At 37.5% G+C, this 20,494-nt stretch carries 16 protein-coding genes; 12 read left to right on the top strand and 4 right to left on the bottom strand.

Features of this window, described 5'->3' with window-relative positions; genetic code table 11:
* Window positions 1–245 precede the first annotated feature (245 nt).
* Together H9L23_RS18880 and H9L23_RS18875 are read left to right on the top strand one after the other, a co-directional pair.
* Window positions 246–2,363, top strand: a complete 2,118-nt coding sequence (locus H9L23_RS18880; RefSeq protein ID WP_187591803.1) for a GAF domain-containing protein — start codon at window positions 246–248, stop codon at window positions 2,361–2,363.
* Window positions 2,364–2,812: 449 nt separating this feature from the next.
* Window positions 2,813–4,135 (top strand): DUF6089 family protein, encoded by a 1,323-nt coding sequence (locus H9L23_RS18875; RefSeq protein WP_187591802.1) that lies wholly within the window; start codon window positions 2,813–2,815, stop codon window positions 4,133–4,135.
* A 66-nt stretch (window positions 4,136–4,201) separates the two neighbouring features.
* On the opposite strand, the gene H9L23_RS18870 is transcribed toward H9L23_RS18875, so the two are convergent.
* Window positions 4,202–5,167: a hypothetical protein gene (locus tag H9L23_RS18870; protein ID WP_187591801.1), complete on the bottom strand. Its 966-nt coding sequence runs from the start codon at window positions 5,165–5,167 to the stop codon at window positions 4,202–4,204.
* An 82-nt stretch (window positions 5,168–5,249) separates the two neighbouring features.
* Window positions 5,250–6,227 carry a hypothetical protein gene (locus tag H9L23_RS18865; protein WP_187591800.1) on the bottom strand — a complete coding sequence of 326 codons (978 nt, stop codon included), beginning with the start codon at window positions 6,225–6,227 and terminating at the stop codon, window positions 5,250–5,252.
* Between the two features lie 109 nt (window positions 6,228–6,336).
* Here H9L23_RS18865 and H9L23_RS18860 point away from each other — a divergent pair, with 109 nt between their 5' ends.
* The 9 genes from H9L23_RS18860 to H9L23_RS18820 all read left to right on the top strand — a co-directional run bounded on the left by H9L23_RS18860 (window position 6,337) and on the right by H9L23_RS18820 (window position 16,566).
* A complete protein-coding gene (locus H9L23_RS18860; RefSeq protein WP_187591799.1) occupies window positions 6,337–6,771 on the top strand; it encodes a MarR family winged helix-turn-helix transcriptional regulator in 435 nt (144 codons plus the stop codon).
* A 79-nt stretch (window positions 6,772–6,850) separates the two neighbouring features.
* Complete coding sequence (locus tag H9L23_RS18855; RefSeq protein ID WP_187591798.1) at window positions 6,851–9,256, top strand: 3-hydroxyacyl-CoA dehydrogenase/enoyl-CoA hydratase family protein; 2,406 nt, start codon at window positions 6,851–6,853, stop codon at window positions 9,254–9,256.
* Between the two features lie 153 nt (window positions 9,257–9,409).
* Window positions 9,410–10,585 (top strand): acetyl-CoA C-acyltransferase, encoded by a 1,176-nt coding sequence (locus tag H9L23_RS18850; protein WP_187591797.1) that lies wholly within the window; start codon window positions 9,410–9,412, stop codon window positions 10,583–10,585.
* A gap of 105 nt (window positions 10,586–10,690) precedes the next feature.
* Window positions 10,691–11,047, top strand: a complete 357-nt coding sequence (locus H9L23_RS18845) for a four helix bundle protein (RefSeq protein ID WP_187591796.1) — start codon at window positions 10,691–10,693, stop codon at window positions 11,045–11,047.
* A gap of 177 nt (window positions 11,048–11,224) precedes the next feature.
* Window positions 11,225–13,018, top strand: coding sequence for an acyl-CoA dehydrogenase family protein (locus tag H9L23_RS18840; RefSeq protein WP_187591795.1), 1,794 nt, complete (start codon window positions 11,225–11,227; stop codon window positions 13,016–13,018).
* A gap of 392 nt (window positions 13,019–13,410) precedes the next feature.
* Window positions 13,411–13,857, top strand: a complete 447-nt coding sequence (locus H9L23_RS18835) for an FKBP-type peptidyl-prolyl cis-trans isomerase (RefSeq protein ID WP_187591794.1) — start codon at window positions 13,411–13,413, stop codon at window positions 13,855–13,857.
* A gap of 155 nt (window positions 13,858–14,012) precedes the next feature.
* Window positions 14,013–14,504: an FKBP-type peptidyl-prolyl cis-trans isomerase gene (locus H9L23_RS18830; RefSeq protein ID WP_246474740.1), complete on the top strand. Its 492-nt coding sequence runs from the start codon at window positions 14,013–14,015 to the stop codon at window positions 14,502–14,504.
* Between the two features lie 3 nt (window positions 14,505–14,507).
* Window positions 14,508–15,380 carry an FKBP-type peptidyl-prolyl cis-trans isomerase gene (locus H9L23_RS18825; RefSeq protein ID WP_187591793.1) on the top strand — a complete coding sequence of 291 codons (873 nt, stop codon included), beginning with the start codon at window positions 14,508–14,510 and terminating at the stop codon, window positions 15,378–15,380.
* A 169-nt stretch (window positions 15,381–15,549) separates the two neighbouring features.
* Complete coding sequence (locus H9L23_RS18820) at window positions 15,550–16,566, top strand: hypothetical protein (protein ID WP_187591792.1); 1,017 nt, start codon at window positions 15,550–15,552, stop codon at window positions 16,564–16,566.
* 9 nt (window positions 16,567–16,575) lie between these two features.
* On the opposite strand, the gene H9L23_RS18815 is transcribed toward H9L23_RS18820, so the two are convergent.
* The gene (locus H9L23_RS18815) at window positions 16,576–17,871 is read right to left on the bottom strand and encodes a cryptochrome/photolyase family protein (protein ID WP_187591791.1); all 1,296 of its coding nucleotides are present in this window, start codon (window positions 17,869–17,871) and stop codon (window positions 16,576–16,578) included.
* A gap of 134 nt (window positions 17,872–18,005) precedes the next feature.
* A complete protein-coding gene (locus H9L23_RS18810; protein ID WP_187591790.1) occupies window positions 18,006–18,908 on the bottom strand; it encodes a TIGR01777 family oxidoreductase in 903 nt (300 codons plus the stop codon).
* Window positions 18,909–19,076: 168 nt separating this feature from the next.
* On the opposite strand from H9L23_RS18810, the gene H9L23_RS18805 reads away from it, so the two are divergent.
* Window positions 19,077–20,351 (top strand): DASH family cryptochrome, encoded by a 1,275-nt coding sequence (locus tag H9L23_RS18805; protein ID WP_187591789.1) that lies wholly within the window; start codon window positions 19,077–19,079, stop codon window positions 20,349–20,351.
* Window positions 20,352–20,494 lie beyond the last annotated feature (143 nt).

Below are 20,494 nucleotides of genomic sequence, written 5' to 3'. Positions count from 1 at the left end.
AGCTTGTCTAATCTAAAATTTAAAGAGATGAAGAAGCGCATATTTAATATTGCACAGAATTATCCCAGTTTGCCGGGGTAGATTCGGCCATCTCTTTCGGCCCTTTCGTTAAATACCTGAAGGAAAAAGTCAAAGAAGAAAAAACGGTAAAATCTACGCTCTATAACCATGCGTTAAATGAATTTAACAAGCAGGCCATAACCGATCAGGTTATTGCTTTCGATGACATTTACCAGCACGAATTATTGCTGGAGTACATTTACGCCTGTCTTTCACCACCACTTCTAAACGAAGATCATCAAGCCTGGGGACTTTGTGCACCTATGCAGCCCCTCACTTTTTATGGTACGGAACTGATGTATGAGTTGCTTGAACATGAAGAGAAAGATCAGCACAGCTTCGCCGGATCAAAAACACTTGAGCAACATCAGCACGATCGCCTGCATTTTATTTATTCCTTCATCCTTGATAAATTATATGATTTTCACTCGCCGGTAAAAGAAAAATATCATTCAGCACTCAATGCCGATACCGGTTTGCCAGCTTATTTCCACATTGGTGTAAATGCCAGTTTCATCGAAGTGAAGGCTAAAAGGAGCTTACCAGAACTTAGTTACCGCGAATTGCAACAATACTTAGCTGATGAATCTGGCTTAGATAAATTGCAAGAGCTATTACCATTAGATCTTTTCGAACTCCGCGGCATTTCAGTATTAACCATTACTGATGTTACGGCGAAACATGCGGTCGAAAATATTAAAAATGTAAGGTTAAGCCGTGTGCCCGGCAGCGAAGGTGCTGCTTATGAAGAGGTAATTCAATCGCTTAAAGTATTGGTTCAAAACGCCAACATCCAGTTTGATCTTTTTCCTTTTGTTAGGGTGAATAATAAAATGGTTTATGGCTATGTAAAAGGTGGCAGCGGACTGCTTTTTTCGGTATGGGGCGAAGAAACCCTAAGTCCTGAAGCTTTTAGGCAGATTGCCGAGGGTTATGCTGCAAACCCCAATTCTTTTTATTCGCCCGATATCTGGGCAGAAAGCAAAGAGATGTTCCCGTGGCTGGATAGGTTTAGGGAACTGAATGTAAAATCGATGGCGCTTATTCCGGTATTTCATAACCATATATTGGTTGGGGTGTTGGGCATGCATACCTGGCTTGGTGAAACTTTCAACGAAAGGAAAATCACCTTATTGGATCCCGTACTATCGCCAATTGCCCAGCTACTCCAGGTTTACATTGATGAATTTAACTTTGAGATTGAAAATATCATCAAAGAAAAATATACTTCTATCCAGCCAGCCGTTCAATGGAAATTTAATGAAGCTGCCTGGCATTATCTTTACGATAAGAAGAAGAACCTGCCCCTCCGTACAGATGATATCAGTTTTAATGATGTTTATCCTTTTTATGGTGCCATAGATATTCGAAATTCAACCACCGAACGGAATGCCGCCAGTAAAGCCGATCTGGGCCTGCACCTAAACTTGCTCAGCGAAACACTGGATCAGCTTAGCAAAACCTATACGGATGCTTTGCTGGTAGAAATGATATTCAACTGTAAAAAATGGAATAATCTTTTACATGGCAATGAGTTGAATACCACCGAAGAGAACAGCCTCAATATTTTTCTTAAAGAAGAAACCAGCGATTATCTGCAGCTCATTTCCCAATCGCATCCCCATACCCAAAAGGTAATCGGTAAATATCTTGAACTTATTTCTGCACACGATGGCCAGGTTTATAAACACCGGCAGGCTTTAGAAACATCCATGCAGCTGATAAACCGGGATATTAATGCTTATTTTGAAACTGAACGTGAAAAACTACAAGAGTCCTATCCCTGTTATTTCGAAAAGTTCAGGACAGATGGTGTTGAGTACGACATCTATATCGGTCAGTCCATTGCTCCTGATAAGGTTTTTAATCATTTCCATTTAAAGAACCTGCGTTTGTGGCAACTTTCATCAATGGTTACCATTGCCAGATTGGTACGGCAACTTCAGCCTGATATGCCCGTTAAACTCACTACAACCCAATTAATTTTTATCCATAATCATCCTATAGATATTAATTTTAGGATTGACGAAAGAAAGTTTGATGTAGAAGGAGCGTATAACATCAGGTACCAGATGATCAAAAAAAGGATCGATAAAGTATTGATCCGAAATTCACAGGAACGGCTTACACAACCCGATAAACTGGCATTAATCTATTTTAATAAGAGAGATATTGACGATTACCTGCCATTTGTAAAATACCTGCAAGAAACAGGTGCTTTGGGCGCCGAAACAGAAGATCTTGATTTAGAAGACCTGCAAGGATTGAGTGGCTTAAAAGCCTTGCGTTTGGCGATTTTATAAGCAGTTATTACTTGTAAAGTGTAGAAGTTATTCCTCAAAAAAATCTACATAACATTTTTGGTAAATTTCTAATAGTGATCCTTATTATACTGATGAAGCTAAAGCCTTAATACTCATTAGTTTTGTGTGTGTAAATGTAATCATACTTGGGCTTGCAATTTAATTGCTATTCAATCAGGATAAATTTTACGTAAATACGATGAAGCAGACCGCTCATCAATCCGGTAAAAAGAAAATGGTTGCTAAAAGCAGGTTAAAAAAGCGAATTTGTGCAATTATACTGTTTTAAGCTATATCAAAGGTTTATTGGGTAGGGATGAACTGCAGAGGTAATTATGTTTGCTGCAGCCATTAGTGTTAATAAGTTGATAATTATTTTAAACAGCTGGTATTTTTGGTATGGCTATTGTAAAGGTTGTGAAACGCTATTCAACGTTATACATAAAATTATGAAACTACAATTATTTAAAACCTTACCAGTAGCACTCGCTGGTTTATTAATCGGTTCGGTTGCTTCCGCTCAGGAAAGCCCGGCAACTTCATCTACCTCGTTCAAAACGTGGTCGATTGGAGTAAACGCAGGTGTTTTAACCCCTCTTTCACCATTGGGTGGTAAAAACGATTTTAGCAATAACAAATCGAGCTTAGGTTATGGCCTTTACATCAAAAAACAATTTACACCTTATTTCTCGTTACGTTTAGACGGAGTTCGCGGTAAATTAAAAGGCGATAACACCGAAGCTTACGAAAGTGGTGTAGTAAACAATTCTCCGGTAAGAGCTTTCGATACTGAATTATCTTATTCAGGAAGTTTAAATGCTGTAGTAAACATGTTCAATATCGATATGTTTAAAAAAGAGAATGCTTTACAACTTTATGCTTCTGCTGGTGCGGGTATTGCAGGTTACAAACCTACTATTACAACAGCAGCTGGTTCTAGACTTTATGCAGGTGATGAAAACATCAACGAATTGATTATCCCTGTAGGTTTAGGTGCTAAATTTAAAATCTCTGATGCAGTTAACTTCGATTTAGGTTGGACAATCACATTCCTTGATGGTGATAACTTAGATGGTTACTACAGAGGCGGTAATGACAAATACAACTATGCTTATGCTGGTTTAGAGTTTGCATTAGGTAGCGGAAAACAATTGGCTTTCCACAATCCGGTAGCTTTAACTTATGATGAAGCATTAAAAGCAAAACAAACTGCAGAAGGTTTAAAATCTGACTTAAATGCACAAAAAGCTGATAATGCAAAATTACGTGCTGAATTAAATGATATCTTAAAAGATACAGATGGTGATGGCGTTGCAGATAAATTGGATAAATGTCCTGATACACCTGCAGGTACTGTAGTAGATGGTTCAGGTTGTCCATTAAAAACTCCAGAAAAAGTTGTAGAAAAAGTAATTGTTACTGAAGAAGACCGTAAGGTAGTTAACGAAGCAATTAAAAACTTAGAGTTCGATTTAGGTAAAGCAACTATCCGTTCTAAATCTTATGCTTCATTAAACAGGGTTGCTGCATTGTTAGTTCAGAAAAACTTCAGCTTAAAATTAGCTGGTCACACTGATAACACTGGTTCAAAAGAACTAAACTTACGTTTATCTAAAGAAAGAGCAGAATCTGTTAAAGCTTATTTAGTTTCTCAAGGTGCTAATGCATCACGTATCGAGGCTACAGGTTACGGTATGGGTCAACCAATTGCTACCAATAAAACAGCAGCTGGTCGTCAACAAAACCGTCGTGTAGAGTTTACACTTTACTAGTCTGGTTTAATGCCACATAAAAAAGTCCCGATGAAAATCGGGACTTTTTGTTTTTTATCAGAATATTTATCTTATTAATCTTTTGATTTTGCTTAAATCACCATTTTTAAAATTGTATGAAATAGGGGTGTAATTCTGATATAGCAGGTCATTACTGTAGCTGTTGTATATACAAATAAATTTATCAGAACTGCTTTTAGTAAACACTAGGTAGTTAATATTTGACCCTTTCTTTAAAATCAGTTCGTTTAAAGTTTTAACCGGTACAAACTTTATTGGATAATTATAAGCTTCCGAAAGATCTTCATCCTTGCCTTCATCAACTTTCTCAGACATGGAGAACATGTTAAATTTAATTTTAACATAATCAGGTACATATAGTGTGTCTTTTGCTAAAGAGGCAAGTTTAACTTTATCATCCATTTCAAAAAACATTTTCCTTTCTTTTCTGGAAAGAATGCCTTCATTCAATTGTTTCAAATATCCTTTTAGCATGCCCGGCGACCAATTATAAAGAAGCGCACTATTATATAGAAAGGATATCATTTCTTCTTCCCTTTTTTTTGCACCCTTAAAACTAAATGGATTTCCAATGGCCGTAAAAAGAGTTTTATTATCTGGATATACCGTAATTTCTCCTAAGGTAATATCATCCCCCTGTTTGCCATTCTTTTTAAAATAAGGCATGGTTAAGGAGTAAAAAAATCTGATCACCGTTGTATTTCCTGAGCTTTGCAAATATCCATTAAAAGTAAACAGAGAATAACCGGGTTTCCCGGTGTACTTTCCCAGTTCTTCAGGTTTAATAATTAAAAAAGGTGTTGCCGTCCAGGTTGTTTTAATGGCTTCGTTAAATTTTTCGAGTTCTGTATAATCTTTGTACTGAAGTGTAAATAGGGTAATGGTGTTTTTGAATGCACTGAACTCCTCTTCATTGATGTCGCCCTTTCCCTTAAAAGTAACTTGGGCAGACAGGATTATTGAATAGCAAAAGCACACTGCAGTAATAAGCAGTTTTTTGGTTGTAATCATACGAGCGTTTTAAGTTTGGTTTAAGCCTCAATTATAATGATCTTTTTGCAATTATTTTACCCGTATGAACAAAAGTCTAATTTTATTTAAGCGAAACGATTACCTTTTTAATCTCGCTTAAATCATTCATTTCAAAATTCAGCGATTGCGGATAAAAGCGCTGGTAAATAATTTTATCGTCTTTGCTGTCATAAATGCTGACGATTTTATCGTCTGAGCGTTGTGTATAAACCACGTATTTGATAGGAGTATTTTTGTTCAAAATCAAACTATCAAGCACTTTATACGATACAAATTTGAGCTTATAATTATAAGGTTCTAAAACGATGCCCGATTTAGGCAAGAGGGCCAATTGCGATGAAAATACCTCTTTAATATATTCCGGTATATAAAGTGTTTCCTTCGCCAGCTCCGGCAGGCGGATTTTATTGTAAAACTGATAATCTATGCTGCAGGTTTCACTGGCCATTAAGCCGTCATTAATCTGTTTCAAATAACCTGTCAAAAATCCAGGCGACCAGTTGAGAAAATGTGACCTGTTGTAAAGAAGGGATAAAAGAGTGGCCTTTTTATTCTTTTTAGAACCAATTTGCTGATCCATCGATTCAACAAATAGATTGGTATTCGCGTCGGTAAAAACATTCACTGTTGCCAGTACGCTTTCTTCCTTTGTCTTCGGTTTTTTTGATGGTGTAACCAGTTTCAGCGCATAAACCACGTTTACATCAGTCGTACTATCCAGTTTTTCGGCATAGCCGTCAAAATAGAAAAATGAATAATTTGCAAGGGTATCATACTTTGCAAGTTCTTCGGGCTTAATGATTTTATAAGGAGTAATGGTCCAGGTTTTTTTTATCGCCTGGTCAAATTTTTCCAGTTCGGCATAATCAGCATATTGTAAAGTAAATAAGGTGGTGGTGTTTTTAAAAACTTCTAACTTTTGACTATTTAGAAGCGCAGCTCCAAAATAAGATACCTGACTTTTGCAAATGGTAGCCCATGCAATAAATAGGCTAAACAGGAGAATTGTTTTCGCTTTTAACATAATGTGTGTTTTCATTTGTGTACAATTATAACAAGAAAATTTTGACAATTATTTTGAATTTCTCTATTGCATTAACAAAATACATTCATTAGCTTTGTTATGCAAGCATAATAAATTAGCAAAAATGAAACAACAACAAACCATAGATTACCATATTAAGTTTGCCTGGCAAAATATGTTCAATAAGTATAATCAAATGGCTTCCAGTTTTGGAATTACACAGGCTATTGGTTATATGCTCATTAATATAGATGATACCGATGGAACTGCCGTTTCAAATTTAGCTGCCTTATTGGGCGTAAAAGCCACCAGTCTTTCGCGTATGTTAAACAACATGGAAGAAGCCGATCTGATATACCGCGAAACCTCCGCAGGCGATAAACGGTCAGTTAAAGTTTTTCTCACTGATTTTGGTAAAGAGAAAAAACAATTGGCTAAGGGGGTTGTTCGAAAATTTAATGAATACCTCGATGAGCACTTTACCAAAAAAGAGAAGGAAACATTCATTACCCTGTTGATAAAACTAAATGATATTACAGTAGCCTATACTGTTGATTAACAAATATAATCATGAAACCCGCTGTGTAAATTTTTACACAATAGGTTACATCAGACCATAAAACGAAAAATATATACTGATGAAACGAAGCATTAATAAAGTTGCTGTTCTAGGTTCAGGTATTATGGGTTCCCGTATTGCATGCCACTTCGCCAATATTGGTGTTGAGGTTCTGCTTTTGGATATTGCCCCTAAAGAACTGAGCCCCGAAGAGCAGGCAAAAGGATTAGCACTGGATAACCCAGCTGTAAAAAACCGGATTGTAAATACAGCTTTGCAAACCGCTGTGAAAACAAATCCATCGCCAGTTTATACTAAAAAAGCATTAAATAAAATCAAAACGGGTAATTTCGACGATGATATGTCGAAAATTGCCGGTTACGATTGGGTAATTGAAGTGGTGGTCGAAAATCTTGATATCAAGAAAAAAGTTTTCGAACAGGTAGAGCAGTTCCGTAAACCTGGCACATTGATTACTTCCAATACTTCTGGTATTCCCATTCATTTAATGGCTGAAGGAAGAAGTGAAGATTTTAAATCGCATTTCTGCGGAACACACTTTTTTAATCCGCCACGCTATTTAAAATTGCTGGAGATTATCCCTACGCCGCATACACAGCCAGAAATCGTTGATTTCTTAATGCATTATGGCGATAAGTTTTTAGGGAAAACAACTGTTTTATGTAAAGATACCCCAGCTTTTATTGCTAACCGCGTAGGTGTTTATTCCATTATGGCGCTTTTGCACCTTGTAGAGAAATTAGACCTCACGGTAGAAGAAGTTGATAAATTTACCGGGCCAGCATTGGGCAGACCGAAATCGGCTACTTTCCGTACTTCTGATGTAGTTGGTTTAGATACCATGATCAAAGTGGCGAAAGGCCTTTATGATAACTGTCCAGACGATAAAGCGCATGAACTGTTTAAACTTCCGGCTTATGTGCAAAAAATGGAAGAGAACAAGTGGCTTGGCGATAAAACCAAACAGGGTTTCTATAAAAAGACAAAAACTGCAGATGGGAAAACTGAAATCCTTGCCCTTGATTTAAAAACATTAGAATATAAACCCCAGCAAAAAGTAAAATCAGCTACTTTAGAAATGACCAAACCGGTGGAAAACCTTCGTGAGCGCATGAAGATTTTTGCTAAGGGAAAAGATAAAGCAGGTGAACTGTTCCGACACTCTTCTTTCGGACTCTTCGAATATGTATCTGATCGGATCCCGGAAATTTCTGACGAATTATACCGTATTGATGATGCCATGCGTGCAGGTTTCGGTTGGGAATTAGGTCCGTTCGAACTTTGGGATGCCGTTGGGGTAAAAGAAGCTATCGAAGGAATGGAGCAATATGGCAATAAAGCTGCGGCCTGGGTGCACGAAATGCTCGATGCCGGAAATACTTCATTTTATAAAGTAGAAAACGGTGCTAAAAAATATTACGATATCCCTTCTAAAAGTTATAAAGCTTTACCAGGAACAGATGAGTTTATTATTTTAGATAATCTTCGCGAAAATAAAACGCTTTGGAAAAACTCAGGTGTTTCGATCATTGATTTGGGCGATGGTATTCTGAATGTAGAATTCCATACTAAAATGAATACTATTGGAGGCGATGTAATCTCCGGAATCAACAAAGCAATCGATATGGCCGAAAAAGATTACCGTGGTTTGGTAATCGGTAACGATGGCGCAAATTTCTCTGCTGGTGCAAACGTGGGAATGATTTTTATGATGGCGGTAGAGCAGGAGTGGGACGAATTAAATATGGCAATCCGCATGTTCCAGAATACCTCGATGCGCATTCGTTATTCTTCTATTCCGGTTGTGGTGGCACCGCATAATTTAACATTGGGTGGTGGCTGCGAGTTTAGCTTACACGCCGATCACGTGCAGCTCTCTGCCGAAACTTATATGGGTTTAGTAGAGTTTGGCGTAGGTGTTATCCCGGGTGGTGGCGGAACAAAGGAGTTTGCTTTGCGTGCTTCAGATGAATATAAAGACGATCAGATTGTGCAGAATGCATTAAAAGACCGTTTCTTAACCATCGGAATGGCCAAAGTTTCTACCTCAGGTTACGAAGCCTACGAATTGGGTTATCTGCAAAAAGATAAATTTTCAATCTCAATGAACCGTAACCGTTTATTGGCCGATGCAAAAGCCAAGGCGATTGAACTGGCTGATGCAGGGTATACTAAACCCGTTCAGCGTAACGACATTAAGGTTTTGGGCAAGCAAGGTTTAGGAATCGTTTATGCAGGCGCAAATAGCATGTATGCGGGGCATTTCATTTCTGAACATGATAAAAAAATCTCCGAAAAATTAGGTTATGTAATGTGTGGTGGCGATTTATCCTCTCCAACAGAAGTAACCGAGCAATATTTATTGGATTTGGAAAGAGAAGCATTTTTATCGTTGGCAGGTGAGCGTAAGAGTTTGGAGAGAATTCAGAGTATAATAACCAAAGGTAAACCGCTGAGGAATTAGTGAGTTAAATATTGAGATAGGAGTATCAAGTATCAAGATGCAATTGTCGAAGAAAGTTTTACTTACATGAATTAACAAATAAAACAATGCGAGGATTAGGTCTTGATACTTGATACCAGATAATAAAAATTCTCGCTACTAGATACTTAAACAATGGAAGCATATATTATAGCCGGATATCGTACAGCAGTGGGTAAAGCACCCCGTGGCGTATTCCGTTTTACAAGAGCTGATGATTTAGCCGCAGAAGTAATCAGGGCTTTAGTGGCATCGGTTCCGAATTTAGATAACGAACAGATTGATGATGTAATTGTGGGTAATGCTACTCCAGAAGCAGAGCAGGGCTTAAATATTGGCCGTATGATTTCGCTGATGGGGCTGGATACCGATAAAGTTCCTGGTGTTACCGTAAACCGTTACTGCGCATCGGGTTTAGATACCATTGCTACAGCGGTAGCTAAAATTAAGGCTGGCATGGCCGATTGTATCATTGCCGGTGGAGTAGAAGTAATGAGTGGAATGCCTTTCGGCGGGTGGAAATTGGTTCCCAATGCAGAAGTGGCAAAAAACAATCCCGATTGGTATTGGGGTATGGGTTTGACCGCCGAAGCTGTTGCTAAAGAATATAATGTGAGTCGTGAAGACCAGGATGCATTTTCGCTAAAATCTCATGAGAAAGCTATTCATGCCATTAAAAATGGTCATTTAAAAGATGGCGTTTTGCCAATTACAGTGAATGAGAATTATCTGGATGCCAACCTGAAAAAGAAAACCCGTTCTTATGTGGTTGATACCGATGAAGGTCCGCGAGCAGATACCACATTAGATAAACTGGCGAAATTGAAACCCGTATTCGATGCTGTTGGTAGTGTAACTGCTGGTAATTCTTCTCAAACATCAGATGGTGCAGCCTTTGTTTTAGTAGTTTCTGAAAAGAAAATGAAAGAGCTAAATGCCGAGCCGATTGCCAGGTTGGTAAGTTACGGCATTGCGGGTGTTCCACCACGTATTATGGGTATCGGGCCAATTGAAGCGATTCCTAAAGCATTGAAACAAGCCGGTTTAAAAAAAGAAGATATCGACTTAATCGAACTGAACGAAGCTTTTGCCTCTCAATCTTTAGCCGTAATCAGAACCTTGGATTTAAACCCTGATGTGATCAATGTTAACGGCGGTGCAATTGCACTTGGCCATCCACTGGGCTGTACCGGAGCAAAACTAACCGTGCAGATCATGAACGAATTAAAAAGACAAAATAAGAAATACGGAATGGTAACCATGTGTGTAGGAACAGGACAGGGCGCCGCAGGAATTTTTGAGATATTTTAGATAGTATCGAGATATGAGTATGTAGTATCAAGATTTAATAGCAGGTGAATAAACCTGGTTATAAATCATCCCAACATATTACTCAGTCACTAATACTAATAAAATATGCACAATTTTAAAGATTTAAAAGTTTGGCAAAAATCAATTGAATTAGCCGTTGATGTTTATAAAGCTAGTTCGTTTTTGCCTGTTGATGAGAGATACGATTTGATTTCTCAAATGAAAAGATGCTCTGTTTCGATACCCTCCAATATTGCAGAAGGAGCCGGTAGGGGAACAAACGCTCAGTTTAAATATTTTTTAACCATAAGTCAGGGCTCTGCTTTTGAATTGGAAACCCAGGTAATTATTTCAAATAGATTGGGGTTATTAGAAGATCCGCTTACCAATGATCTGATTGAAAAGACTACCGAAGTTCAAAAAATGATTTATGCGCTTGAAAAAAGATTGATTATTAAGTAGAAGTATCAAGACAGGAGTATCGGGTATCAAATTCGAATTACCAAGTAAGAAACAATGTCGATACCTAATTTTGAAGTTGTCTAGATACTTATTACTTAATAATTATAAAGAAACAATGGGAGTATTGGTTCACGGATTTATCGTGATACTTGATACTCGCTACTAGATACTAAAACAATGGAAACAACTGAAAAAAAGACAATTAAAGGTGGAGAATTCTTAATTAAAGATACCACATATCAGGAAGTATTTATCCCTGAAGAATTTGATGAAGAGCAACAGATGATTGCGCAGACTTGTCGCGATTTTTTGGCTTCTGAAGTTTATCCCAATTTAGATAAAATTGATAAACAGGAAGACCCGGAACTCATGCCGACACTCTTAACCAAAGCTGGCGAACTGGGTATCTTAGGTGTTTCAGTTCCTGAAGAATATGGAGGTTTTGGTAAAAATTTCAATACTTCTATGTTGGTTGCCGACGTTGTTGGTGCCGGACACTCATTCGCGGTGGCACTTTCCGCACATACAGGGATTGGTACCTTGCCTATCCTTTACTACGGTAACGAAGAACAGAAAGCAAAATATATCCCTAAGCTGGGTTCAGGCGAATGGAAAGCAGCTTATTGTTTAACTGAGCCAAATTCGGGTTCGGATGCAAACTCAGGTAAAACAAAGGCTAAACTGAGCGAAGATGGTAAACATTATATCATCAATGGTCAGAAAATGTGGATCACGAACGGTGGTTTTGCTGATATTTTTATCGTTTTTGCCAAAATCGACGATGATAAAAACTTAACCGCATTTATTGTAGAGAAAAATTTCGGTGGAATCACCATGAATCCTGAAGAACATAAAATGGGTATCAAAGGTTCTTCAACCCGCCAGGTTTTCTTTAACGATTGCCCGGTTCCTGTGGAAAATATGTTGAGTGAACGCGAAAACGGTTTCAAAATCGCGGTAAACATTTTAAATATTGGCCGGATTAAATTGTCAGCTGCCGCTATCGGTGCATCAAAAGCAACTTTAAATACAGCGATCAATTATTCAAATGAAAGGATCCAGTTTGGACGCCCGATTTCAAAATATGGAGCCATCCGTTTCAAAATTGCAGAAATAGCTTCTAAACTTTATGCAGTTGATGCGGCGAATTACCGTGCCGGACAGAATATAGATGATACCTATGATCAATTAGTTGCTGGCGGAATGGAGTCGGGTAAAGCCAGGTTAAAATCTGTTGAGCAGTTTGCTGTAGAATGCGCCATCTTAAAAGTATGGGGTTCTGAAGCATTGGATTATACGGTAGATGAAGGCGTTCAGATTTATGGGGGTATGGGTTTTTCGGCCGATGCACCAATGGACAGGGCTTACCGTGATGCCCGTATTAACAGAATTTTCGAAGGTACAAATGAAATTAACCGTTTGTTAACCGTTGATATGATGCTAAAACGTGCGATGAAGGGCGAATTGGATTTGATGACGCCAGCCACTGCCGTAGCAGCTGAATTGATGAGCATTCCTGATTTTGGCGAAGAAGATACTACGTTATTTGCTGCGGAGAAAAAGGTATTGTCTAATTTGAAAAAAGCAACACTCATGGTAGCTGGTGCTGCGGTTCAAAAATTAATGATGACCCTGAGCAAAGAGCAGGAAATTTTGATGAACATTGCAGATATGGCGGGGTATGTTTACGTTCTGGAGTCAGCTTTATTAAGGACAGAAAAGTTAGTTCATACCCGTGGTGAAGAAGCATCAGCAGGCCAATTGGATTTATTGCGTATTTATTTGGTGGAAGCAGTTGATGGTATTGCCAAAGCAGGTAAAGAAGCACTTTGGGCTTTTGCCGAAGGTGATGAACAACGCATGATGTTGGTGGGTTTACGCCGTTTTACCAAGGTAGAGCCATTTAATGTTAAAGATGCACGCCAAAGGGTTGCGCAACAATTAATTGAAGCGAATAAATATATTTTCTAAGGTAGAAGGCTGAAAGGCGGAGGGTTTAAGGATTGGGTACATAACCTAAACCTTAAACCCTTTTTTATGCTGCAGAAATCCATAATATCATGTCATGCTGAGGCACGAAGCATCTGCAGTGATGAAACAGATGCTTCGTACTTATTAATGATAAACTTAAAAATCGCCGTAATTTCGATCCGATAGCTATCGGATGAAGCGCAGTCCCGAATTTTCGGGAGAGAAATCTTTGAGCTATGTTAAAAGATTTCTCCACTGCGGTCGAAATGACGCCCCTTGTATATCTGTCATAGTCGCTCCACTGTTTTTCTAAAAAATTAACTCACAGCATAATAAAAGCTGAAAAATAATAAGTCCTTAACTTTATAACATTAAAATCATATTTTCGTGCCATGATTAAATTTAGATTTCTTTCGATACTTCTTTTATTTGTAGTTGCGGTTTCATCTTGTAAAAAAGACGAAGACCCTGAAAAACAGATTACCGACTTTATCCAAAAGAATAATATTAATGCGGTGAGAGATGCATCTGGTTTATACTACCAGATTATTAAACCTGGCACCGGTTCCTTTACCTATCCAGGCAACACCAAAATAACCATCAAATACGAAGGAAGATTATTAAACGGTGATGTTTTTGATAATGGAGGCGGTAAAGAGCAGACATTCAACCTGGCTGAGCTAATTCAGGGCTGGAGAATAGGTATTCCTAAAATTCAAAAAGGTGGCGAAATCAGGTTGATCGTTCCACCAGGTTTGGGTTATGGCAGTAGTGCTGTTGGATCAATCCCAGGTAATTCGGTCTTGGATTTTAACATTCAGCTGTCCAATGCACAATAAGAGTAAAGACTAAAGGAGAAAGACCAAAGCTGAAATCTGTATTGCCAATTTTCAATAATGTTCTTTTATCTTTTTGCATTAACCCTTAAACGCTCTAAAAATTGTTAAAATAGGTTAAAAATTGTAGCATCCGTATTAAAAGCTTATTTTTGCGGATGATGGTTAAGTTTAAACATATTATTCTATTGATATGCTTAACAGGATGCTTTGCAGCCTGTAAGAAAGATGTATCTATTGATGATTCTTACGATCCCACTCCTCAGTTTAAGGCTGATACGGCTGCAATAAGTGCTTTTGTTAAAACTAATAATATCGCGGCAACAAAAGATGCAAGTGGTATTTTTTATCAGATTATAGCCCCTGGGACAGGAAACGTAAGTTATCTTACTTCTACCGTTATTACTGCAGATTATGAAGGCAGATTATTAAACGGTACTATTTTCGATAGCACCAAAGGAACCCCAGCCTCTTTTAAACTTGGAAATGTTATTTTAGGATGGCAGTTTGGGATTCAAAAAATACAAAAAGGAGGAAAGATCAGGTTAATTATCCCATCTTATTTCGCCTACGGAACACAGTCGCCATCATCCCTGGTACCTGCTAATTCGATACTCGATTTTACTATAACACTTACAGACGTACAATAATAAATGAACAAATTTACTAAACTTGGCCTATTTACACTTTTACTGGCTACTGTAGTTTTCAGCTCGTGCAAAAAAGACTATGAGACGATAGAAAGCGTAGATGATGCAGCGATTCAAACATATTTGAAGCAGAATAATCTTACCTTCACTAAAGATCCAGGAAAAGAGTACTATTATAAAATTACAACACAAGGAACTGGCAGTACCGTTACAAATCAGGACTCTATCTATTATACTTATACATTCAAAACTTTATCGGGACAAGTATTAAAACAGATACCTGATTTAATGATTTTAGGTACCTATTTAGGATATACAGATCAATTCGCGATTAACAGCACCACTATAAATTATATTTTTGCTCCAGTAAGAGAAGTATTAACAAAGTTAAACCGAGGTGGTAAAGCTACTTTAATTATGCCATCGCACTTAGCTTTTGGTAAAAATGGATTGGCCGCTTTGAACATTGGCTCAAACGAAAATATTCTAGTTGATTTAGTGATGTATAACGAATCTAAGAGACATGAAATTGACGAGTTGGAAATCAATAAATTCATTGCAAACAATAATTTAACGCTGATTAAAGATCCTTCAAGAGCTCGTTATAGCATTAGCACTCCCGGAACAGGAACGGACGCGATTAACCTGAATTCTACAATCGTTGCAAATTATACAGTAAGATATTTAGATGGGACTGTGATCCCCCAGTCTTCAAATCAAATAACAGAAGTTTTAAGCAATTTATATAAAGGTTGGCAATTAATTTTACCAGGAAAAGTTACTGCCGGAGGAAAACTTCGCTTAATCATTCCTTCTGATTTAGCTAACGGAACTCCTCTTGATTTTGATATTGAAATTGTAAGCGTTACGAATTAAATAAGATTATACTCTATTCATTTTACTAAGTATGCCCAGCCATTAGCTGGGCATTTTTTGTGATAGAATTTTTTACACTGATATTTTTAAGAGATTAATTAATAATAAATTTTTTAACTTAATTTTTAGTTGTATGTTTACGAAGTAAGGGAAAACATACAATTATAATATGAAAAACAAAATTAATTTTCGCTGCTTAATACTACCATTGTTAGGCGCTATCTCAATTGCTTCTTGTAAAAAGGATGCTAGTGTGCAAAAACCAAATGAAAAACTTTTCACAAATGCTGTAAGTATAGAAAACGATTATTTAAAATTTAGAGATCAAAAAGCTTTTGATTCTATTCTTAATGTTCTTTTAAAACCTGAAAATATTAACTCGAAACCGAAAGAATTGGCAAATTTTAAATCTTACAGTGATATTTATCTTGAAATTGCTAAAGAATATGATAAAGTTAATAATACTCAAGCCTTTAATGAATTTAGAAATAAATATAGTGGTATTGTAGAGATAAAGTCTGATAGCTCCTTAGCATATAAGTCTAGAACCCCAATCTCTGCATTATTTACCAATTTAAAAGGGGAGGTTAAAATTGGTGATATAACCACTGTTTACACTAAGGATCAAAGAATGGTATCTTATTCGGGTAAACATAAAAGTGAATTGGAAGTTAATGACATCAGTAGAACAGATATGACTAAAGGAATATTTGTTTCAAATATTTCAACAAAGGCATCTACTTCAGGCAGCAATCAACCATCAACGGAAGCTGAAGTTGTTACCACAGCGATAAAATCTCAGTTATATTATAATGAAGATGGGAAAAGAAGGTTATTTGTTGATTTATGGCTTGAAAGTATGCCTGCACCAAGTACACATGATGCCTCTTTTAGATATTACTTTACTTCAAGACAGGAACTTAAAAGAACATTTGGTGGGTGGAGAACAAATGAAACAGATTATTATTTTAGTAACCTGAATTATAATTTTTCTGGCTTTACATTCCCAATGGGACCAGAAGGTGTAACATATAATTTTAACTTGCCTAGTTATAGTGTTGGAAATGCAACAGGTCCAATTATTATCGATTTGGGAGTTAAAACGGGCTTAGGAAATGGAATTTCTGGCACTGGTCGCTTTTTTACCGGTGGTGTTCCAAATGCCCCTTCATTCAATGTTAATTAATTTATCAATTTAACTCAAAGCTTCTTTAAAAACTTTTAACACTCTTTCCCTTGCAAAAGTATGCTCAACTATTGGTTGGGCGTATTTTTTTGTCCCGAATTCTGGCACCCATTTTTTAACATATTCAAATTTAGGATCAAATCTTTTGGTCTGCAATTCGGGATTAAATATCCTAAAGTATGGCGCGGCATCGTTACCTGAGCCTGCTGCCCATTGCCAGCCGCCAATATTACTGGCCATTTCGTAATCCAATAACTTTTCGGCAAAATAGGTTTCTCCCCAACGCCAGTCAATCAGTAAATGTTTAGTTAAAAAGCTACCTACCACCATGCGAACGCGGTTATGCATCCATCCGGTTTGGTTCAGCTGCCTCATGCCGGCATCAACAATCGGGTAACCTGTATTGCCCTCGCACCAGGCCTTAAATTCGTCCTCATTGTTGCGCCATTTAATCTTGTCGTATTGCTTTTTAAAAGAATCAAATGCCGAGTAGGGGAAATGCCAAAGTATCATCATGTAAAATTCCCGCCAGGCCAGTTCCGAAAGCCAGACATTCGATTTAGCTGCTACAGCATCGCGCACCGCCTTTCTAATGCTTAAAGTGCCGAAACGTAAATGGAGACCAATATGCGTAGTACCATCAATCGCCGGGAAATCGCGTTCTTTTGCGTAATCATCGAGCTTGCTTTTATAACTGATTTTAGGAAAATCCAGTTTACTCTTCTCAAAGCCCATTTCTTCCAAACCTGGGAGAGGCAAATGTTTGGTTTGTAATAAATTTTTGAGGTATTTCTTGGTAGGATAAGCTTTTACATAAAAATCGTTCAGTTTAGCATGCCACTGTTTGTAAAAAGGGGTGAAAACAGTGTACGGTGTTTTATCTGCTTTTAAAATTTCGCCTTTTTCAAAAATAACCTGGTCTTTAAATGTCTTAAAGGCAATTTTTTCACTGGTTAAATATTCGGCCATATTATCATCGCGTTCGCGTGCATAAGGCTCATAATCATGATTGGTATATACTTCCTTAATGTCGTACTGCTTTAAGATTTCAGGCCATATTTTTTCAGGTTCTCCATATTTTACCAGTAAATCTGATCCATGCTGCTGAAGTTCTTTTTTTAAATCTTCAATGGTTTGGTAAATAAAAGTTACACGGGCATCGTCTTTTGGCAGTTTGTCCAGTATATTTTTGTCGAAAATAAAAAGTGGCAAAACCAGGTAGTCACTTTTTAAAGCATGGTATAGAGCAGCATTATCTTCTAAACGTAAATCGCGACGGAACCAAAAGACGGATACAGAATTCATGTGTAATAGTAGGTTGTTAATAAAATATAGATGACTTTAAGCGTTTGGAGTCAGGCGTTTTGCGTCGATTAACCGATTATAACCATTTAATGCGTTTTGCGTCAATTAACCGATTAAACACTTAACCAATTAACCTATTTATATAGGTCTTTCAAAGCATCCTCCAAATGTGTGAATTTAAATTTAAATCCTGAATCTAAAATTTTTTGTGCAGAGGTATTATTGCTCATTAAAACGGCTTCTACACGTTCTCCCAGTAACAATGCTAATGCTTTTTTAGGAACTTTAATTGGCCAGACCGGGCGGTGCAACTGTTTGGCAATGGCTTTGGTTAAAGCGCTGTTGGTTACCGGAAAAGGAGCGCAGGCATTGTAACTATTTTCCATTTTAAGGTTTTCTACGGCATCAATGTACATTTCAACCATATCATCAATGTGTATCCAGGGGGTCCATTGTTTACCAGTACCTAATGGTGCACCAGCAAATAATTTTACAGGTTGTGCCAATTGTGGCAATGCACCACCTTTCGTGCTGAAAACAATTCCGGTACGAAGTTTTACAATCCTCAGGCTTAATTTTTTACCCTGATCTACTGCATCTTCCCATAACTTACAGCACTCGGCTAAAAAGCCATAGCCGTTTGAACTCTCTTCTGTTAAAATTTCATCACCGCAATCGCCATAAAAACCAACTGCAGAAGAAGAAACAAAAGATTTGATCTGATGATCTGGCTTTGATTTAATGGTTTTGAAAAGCAGTTCTGTAGATTTTACCCGGCTATCAATAATCTGTTTTTTACGCTCATCGGTCCATTTTTTATCTGCAACCGGTTCTCCAGCCAAATGGATAACGGCATCAACACCATTCAGGCAATTGGCATCAATTGTTCCTTTGTACACATCCCACACAAAACTATTCGGATCATTACCCTTTTTTCTGGAAAGTGTATTCACCTCGTAACCTTTGTTTAATAAATGCTTTTTTAGCTCAGTACCCACTAGTCCGGTAGCTCCGGTAATCAGAATCTTCTTTGCCATATTTTTAAAACACTAAAGATACAAAAGGGTTTGTTGGCAGGACTTTAAAATGTATTAATCTGGTTCTAATTCTTTTGTTACCTATTTGTAAAGAATTATTTAGGGGTTTGATAGAGAGGAAAAATAAGATAAATTTGTAAAGCGTTCTTACACCCTTTCCGATAAAAGATGTCCAAAAAAATTTTAGTCTGGTTTAGAAATGATCTTCGCTTGCATGATAACGAAATGCTGGTCGAGGCAATTGCTAAATCTGATTCAATTTTGCCTGTTTACATTCTCGATCCCCGTTCTTTTTGCGAAACCAAATATGGTACGCTAAAAACAGGCAATATTAGAGCGCAATTCATTTTAGAAAGTGTTTTAGGCTTACGTAATGCTTTAAAACAGATTGGGGGAAACCTGCTGATTGCTGAAGGTAATCCCGAAGACATTATTCCTCAATTGGTACAGGAATATGAAATTACCGAAGTATACCATCACCGCGAAGTGGCGCGCGAAGAAACCCATGTTTCTACCCTCGTAGAAAATGCGCTTTGGAAATTGCGTGTTAACCTGAAACACTTTATCGGCCACACCTTATATAATAAAGAAGATTTACCTTTTCCTATCAAGGATATACCCGACGCTTTTAACCAGTTTAAAAAGAAAATTGAACGCGATTCTATCATTAAACCCTGTTTTGCGGCGCCAGATCGGATTAACGTAGCCGAAGTGATCGATTGGGGCATTTTATCATCATTGGAAGACCTTAATCTTTTGCCTCAACAGAAAGATCAGCGTGCTGATTTCGAATTTGCGGGTGGAGAAGCCGAAGGTTTGGCACATTTACAAAAGGTGATTGTAGCCATGCAACAGGCAGCAACGACCAAGAATTTAATTCTTGCCTCAAAACTCTCTGCCTGGCTGGCCATGGGCAGTTTATCTCCCCGGAAAGTGTATTGGGAAATTATAAAAATGGAAGGTGTACCCAACACAAAAGCCATGTTCAACCACATTTTGTTAGGGTTGCTTTGGAGGGATTATTTCCGTTTCATGTTCAAAAAATACGGCAATACATTTTTTAGTCCCGATGGATTTGGAAGTCAGGGTTTGGTTGATATTGCTAACGAGCAGGATAACTTCTATAAATGGAAAAATGCGCAAACCGGATTTGCGGTAGTGGATGCGGTAATGACAGAGTTAAATCAAACCGGTTTTATTTCAAATATTGCCAGGCAAACGGCTGCTTTATATCTGATCAATAACCTGGAAGTTAGCTGGATTTTTGGAGCCGCTTATTTTGAAGAAAAACTGATCGATTATAACCCGGCAAGTAACTGGGGAAATTGGGCCAATGTTGCTGGCGTGGGGAATGATCAAAAATCAAAAAGTGTGTTCGATTTAGATAAAAACATCAAAAATCTCGACCCAAAAGGCAACTATGCTTTAACTTGGGCATCATAGTTGTAATGACTGAATGATTGGGTGTTGAATGATGGAATTGAAATTTTATCGATTAGTACAAGTCATATTTTTATCATTCTCTCATTTTATCATTCTCTCATTCAATAATTCTCATTTTAATCGAGATTTTTGCCGTTTATATA

The organism is Pedobacter roseus (genome assembly GCF_014395225.1).
In the GTDB taxonomy this organism is placed as follows: domain Bacteria; phylum Bacteroidota; class Bacteroidia; order Sphingobacteriales; family Sphingobacteriaceae; genus Pedobacter; species Pedobacter roseus.
The sequence above is the reverse complement of the archived record's forward strand: the minus strand, read 5'-3'. Positions and strand labels throughout refer to the sequence as shown.